The following is a 4,503-nucleotide window of genomic DNA, read 5'->3' as shown; positions in this document are numbered from 1 at the left end:
TGCCTGCGCCAGCGGGCGCGCCAACGGCGAATGGTCGACATGGGAATGGGTCACGAGGATATGGCTGATCGTCTCGCCGGGGTCGAGCGCGGCCATCAGCGCGTCACGATGCGCCGTGAGCGCAGGGCCGGGGTCGATCACCGCGACGCGGCCCCGGCCCAGAAGATAGGTGTTCGTGCCGCGACAGGTCATCGGCGAGGGGTTCGGTGCCAGCACGAGGCGCAGGCCGGGGCGCAGGCGGATGCAGGCGCCGGGAACGGGGTCGAAGCGGTCGTCGTCCATCGCGGTCACTCCCCTTTGCTCTCTTCCTAAGCAGGCGCGCGGCCGGTAAGGCTTTAGCATGCAGGCGGGCTGGATCAAAAGGATGCTGCCGCGGGGGCTTTATGGCCGGGCCGCGATGATTCTGCTGGTGCCCATCGTTACGCTGCAACTGGTGGTCTCGGTCGTCTTCATCCAGCGGCATTTCGCGGATGTCACCCGTCAGATGTCGCGCGCTATCGTGCTGGAACTGGCCTATCTGGCGGAGCTGGTCGAGGAGGCGCCCGACCGGGAAGCAGCGCTGGCGCGGGCGCGGGCGGTGGGCGGCCCGCTGGCGCTTTCTGTGGCGTTTCCCCAGACGGTGCCCGTGGGAGAGGCGCGGCTATTCTACGATCTTTCGGGCAAGTCGGTGACGGCGACCCTGGCCGTGGGATTGCCGGGATTTGTTGGAATCGACCTTGCCACCAGCACGCGGCTGGTGCGGGTCGGGCTGGAGACGCCGCATGGTCCGATGGAAGTGGGGTTCGACCGGCGTCGGGTCTCGGCCTCGAATCCGCATCAGCTTCTGGTGCTGATGGTGGTTACGGGCATGCTGATGACGTTGATCGCCTATCAGTTCCTGCGAAACCAGTTGCGTCCGATCACGCGCCTTGCTGCGGCGGCCGAGGCGTTCGGCAAGGGGCGGGCGATGCCCTACAGGCCCGCGGGCGCGGCCGAGGTGCGTGCGGCCGGACGGGCCTTTCTCGACATGCGCGCGCGGATCGAGCGGCAGATCGAACAGCGCACGCTGATGCTTTCGGGCGTGAGCCACGATTTGCGTACGCCGCTGACCCGGCTCAAGCTGGAATTGTCCATGGCCGAGCAGACGCCCGAGACGGAGGCGATGCTCCGCGATCTGGCCGACATGGAGCAGATGATCGACACATTCCTCGATTTCGCGCGGTCCGAGGTGCTGGACGATCTCGGGATTTGCGACCCGGCCGATCTGCTGCTGCGCGTCGCCGAACGGGCGCGCGGTATGGGCGGTCACTTGGAGATCGGTGACATGCCGTCCGGGCAGGACGTGTTGCTCCGCCCGCTGGCGGTCGAGCGGGCGCTGCAGAACCTCGTGAACAACGCGCTGCGCTATGGCAGCAAGGCGGCGCTGGGACTGTCGGTCAGTCCGGGGCGGGTGATCTTCACGGTCGAGGATGACGGCCCCGGTATCCCCACGGATCGACGCGAACAGGCGCTTCAACCGTTTCAGCGGCTCGATGCGGCGCGCAGTCAGGAGAAGGGCGGCGGGGTCGGGCTTGGTCTGGCCATCGCCTCCGACATCGCGCGCGGTCATGGCGGCGAGTTGCGCCTGGGCCAAAGCATGCGGCTGGGCGGGTTGAGGGCAGAACTGGTGCTGGCGCGGTAGCGGGATGCGCCGCCGCGGCGAGGCGGCGGCGCAAGGGGGCAGGGCGAGGACGCCCCGCCAGGGATCAGCCCCGGATCACGCCGCGCGAGCGCGACGACGCAGACCGGCCAGCAGCAGCAGGCCCGAACCGAACAGCCACACACCCGCCGGCAGCGGCACCGGCGCGAGGTCACCGCCGCCCAGCCCGCTCGCCTGCGCGATCACGCGGTAAACGGCGGTGTTGTCGATATATTCACCGGTCTCGTTGTGGCCGGTGAAGGTCACAAGTCCCGGATCGGTGCCGATGATCTGGCTCAGGAACAGGTCAGCCCCCGCGCCATGCGCCCACATCAGCGTGTTCTCGTTGGTGTGGGTGCCATAGTGCCACTTGACGCCCGGAAGGTTGCCCGCGCCGTTGTTCTGGATCGGTTCGAACGCGATCGTGTCCGAGTTCGGGCCCATCGGCATGGCGTTGCCATGGTCGGTCAGAACGATCATCAGGGTTTCGTCCTAGGACGACGAGGTATTCACCCACTGGACCGCCGCGGCGACCGAGCGGTTGAAATCCACCTGTTCCTCGATGATGCGGGCGGTGTTGTTGGCATGCGCGGCCCAGTCGACCGCACCGCCTTCGATCATCACGAAGAAGCCGTCCTCGTCCTTGCCCAGATGGTTCAGCGCGCCCAGCGTCATGGTTTCCAGCGTGGGTACATTGGCGACAAGCGGCACCTCGAAGGCGTTGGCGTCGGCGAAATGGCCGCTGCGGTTGGCCTGCAGCGTGTTGTAGGTTTGCGCGACGCCCAGAACCGGCCCGTCGATGACAAGCGAGCCATCGGCGAGCGCCTCGAAGCTCGCCTTGTCGTCGAAGAAGGTCATCGAGGGGGTGGCACCGGTCACGTCGTCCCACACGCTTTTGGCGATATAGCCGCCGCCACCGCCGGTCTCGTTGGCGAAACGCTCGCTGCCTTCGGGCCGCAGGTTGCCGTCGCTGTCATAGAACGGGTGACCGCCGCCCATGACCAGGTCCAGCGTTCCGGTCAGCACCATCTGCTGGCTGATCTCGCCGTAATTGTTGCGGTTGATGTTCTGGGCGCCGAAGGTCGCGGGCGTGGCGTGGCTGATCGGCACGCTGGAGACGACACCGACCGCCTTGCCCAGTTCATCCTTCATCTGCTGCGAGATGAAGGCGAGCGGCTGGCCGAAATCGTCGAAATCGATGGCGCTGTTATAGGATTTTTCACCGGTGGCCAGCGCGGTGCCGGCTGCGGCGCTGTCGGTATAGTCGCGCTTGATATAGTCATAGCCCTCGAAATAGCTCGGGCGGCCGCCGAAATTGCCGTCGCTCGGCGTGGTGTCCCAGGCCTTGGCGGGGTCATAGGTGACCTGCGGCGTGCCGGTATTCGTCGGCTTGGTCGAGGTGTTGAGCGGGGTGGTGATCATGCCCAGCTTGACGTCGAAGCTGTCATAGGGCTGCTGGCCCTTCGCGCCATATTCCCAATAGCTGGCCATGTCCCAAGTGCCCCAGGATGCGCCGTCGGAGATGAAAAGGATCACGTTCTTGGCCGTGTCGAAGGTGGCGGCAGGAGCGGCGATCGGCGTCACAAGCGGAACACAGACCGAAGCCGCGAGCAGCGCGCGGCGGGAGATTTTGAACGACATTCTGTCCTCGTCGATGCGTTGGCGACAATGTTCACGCTGTCGGGCCGAGCGCGGCTCGCCCCCAGCGTGGTCGCAAGATCGTCGCGTCCTGTAAGGGAATCTCGGCACTCCGGTAACGTTTTCGCGACAATCCTGGGTCGATCGGGCAGGCCGGATTTCCCCTTGGAGCAAGACATGCGGTCCGGGGCGAGGTCGGGGTGAAGGGCCGGACGGGCCGGGTGTCGCGCCGTTGCGTGAAGGGGAACAGCCGCAGTTCGACAAGTGGCCGCGGTGACCGGCCGCGGCGGCTTTGCGGGACGGTGTGGTTGAGCCGTAGGCCGACTTGCAGGCCCGGTTGGCCCTTGGCGTGACGGACATGCGCGAGAAGGTCGCGGGACGCGTGGCGTTGGCGCAGGATCGGTTATGGCAAAGGCCCAGTCGCCCGGCGGTTTTCGCGATTCAGCGGCTGCAAACGCGACCGGCTGAAGCCCGGGATAGCCGGGATTTCAGAGGGTTACGATGAAGCCTCACGCAGGGAGTGGCTCTGTTCGGGCCAAAGCCGGAGCCCGCAGTCGAAAAGCCGGATGCCAGCGGATCCATACCAATAAGGTTCTGATTTCGGCAATTTTTTCACGTTGTCCCGAGGCCGATTCGGCCGGATTTTTCGGCTTGCACAGCACCGATCGCCCGGGCACAACTTCCGCCAGCGGCCCCGTAGCTCAACTGGATAGAGCGCCAGTCTTCTAAACTGGATGTTGCAGGTTCAAGTCCTGCCGGGGTCACCATTTCCTCAGACTATTCAAACACTTCCGGGTGTTGTTCCGCGTGGCGCCGCCAACTGTCGTTGATTCTCCGGGTCCGCGCTCTGCGCGCCTGAGCCTCAGGCGTCATGCTCGCCGCCAACGCCCGGGCGAGCACCTCTGCACCCTCAGGCGTTGCGGCGACGGCCCTCAGCGAGGCCCGGCGCTTCGCCTTGGCCTCTGGTGACTGGCCTCGGTTCCGCCTGGCCCGCGCCTCGGGTGTTAGAGTAGACCGCGACCAGGTTGAATCCTTGGGATTCACATCCGGGGTGATTTCTGATTCATGCTGACTGCCGTGAAGGGGGTCGGCATGGATGGGGAAACCGTATTCTTCTGATTTGCGCCAGCGGTTTGTGGCCGCTCTGGATGAGGGTATGTCGGCCAGTGCTGCGGGCCGCAGGATGCGGATTGCGCGCGCGACAGCGG

Annotated in this window: 4 protein-coding genes and 1 tRNA gene; 2 read left to right on the top strand and 3 right to left on the bottom strand. The window is 65.8% G+C overall.

The features are described from left to right. Positions 1–282, bottom strand: a 282-nt coding sequence (locus ENN83_RS14560; RefSeq protein ID WP_287188172.1) for an MBL fold metallo-hydrolase, incomplete at its 3' end; no start/stop codon positions are given. Between the two features lie 58 nt (positions 283–340). On the opposite strand from ENN83_RS14560, the gene ENN83_RS14555 reads away from it, so the two are divergent. Next, a complete protein-coding gene (locus ENN83_RS14555; protein WP_287188169.1) occupies positions 341–1,660 on the top strand; it encodes an ATP-binding protein in 1,320 nt (439 codons plus the stop codon). A gap of 75 nt (positions 1,661–1,735) precedes the next feature. Here the strand turns inward: ENN83_RS14555 and ENN83_RS14550 are convergent, their stop codons facing one another. Next, a complete protein-coding gene (locus tag ENN83_RS14550; protein ID WP_287188166.1) occupies positions 1,736–2,137 on the bottom strand; it encodes a hypothetical protein in 402 nt (133 codons plus the stop codon). Between the two features lie 12 nt (positions 2,138–2,149). Then, a complete protein-coding gene (locus ENN83_RS14545) occupies positions 2,150–3,298 on the bottom strand; it encodes an alkaline phosphatase (protein ID WP_287188164.1) in 1,149 nt (382 codons plus the stop codon). Between the two features lie 687 nt (positions 3,299–3,985). On the opposite strand from ENN83_RS14545, the gene ENN83_RS14540 reads away from it, so the two are divergent. Next, positions 3,986–4,062, top strand: a tRNA-Arg gene (locus tag ENN83_RS14540). The last annotated feature ends 441 nt before the right edge of the window (positions 4,063–4,503 follow it).

Source organism: Rhodovulum sp. (assembly GCF_011048875.1).
Taxonomy (GTDB): Bacteria; Pseudomonadota; Alphaproteobacteria; order Rhodobacterales; family Rhodobacteraceae; genus Rhodovulum; species Rhodovulum tesquicola.
The sequence above is the reverse complement of the archived record's forward strand: the minus strand, read 5'-3'. Positions and strand labels throughout refer to the sequence as shown.